This window comes from Vibrio sp. S457-15 (assembly GCF_000960545.1).
Lineage (GTDB): Bacteria > Pseudomonadota > Gammaproteobacteria > Enterobacterales > Vibrionaceae > Vibrio > Vibrio parahaemolyticus.
Genome location: NZ_JYOQ01000048.1, coordinates 1 through 393, shown reverse-complemented (window position 1 = coordinate 393; position 393 = coordinate 1). Strand labels below are relative to the sequence as shown.

At 41.7% G+C, this 393-nt stretch carries 1 protein-coding gene; it reads left to right on the top strand.

Annotation, left to right across the window (positions count from 1 at the left end):
• Window positions 1-30 precede the first annotated feature (30 nt).
• The coding region (locus UF05_RS07560) for a UvrD-helicase domain-containing protein (protein WP_231640434.1) at window positions 31-393 on the top strand (363 nt) is incomplete at its 3' end.

The window sequence follows — 393 nt, the reverse complement described above, 5'->3', positions numbered from 1 at the left end:
CATAGAGATTACTTTCGCTTAGCACAGGAGATGCTTGATTCTGCAGATACAGAAGAAAGTAAAACGGCAGCTTTGAAAGCAAAAGAAGTAGCAACGGTATATGAAGCTTATGAAAGACTAAAGAGAGCTAAAGGTTGTATTGACTTTGGTGATTTAGTACTGCTGCCTGTAAAGTTTCTAGAAAACAATGTGGAGTTGTTCAAGCACTTTCAGTCGCTTTACGATCATGTCTTAGTTGATGAGTATCAGGATGTGAATCGAAGTAGTATTCGGTTGCTGATGCTACTGTGTGGAGAAGGTGAAAACCTTTGGGCTGTAGGTGATGCAAGACAGTCTATATACCGGTTTCGGGGGGCTTCTTCGGTTAGTATGTCTCGCTACTGTACTCAGGAC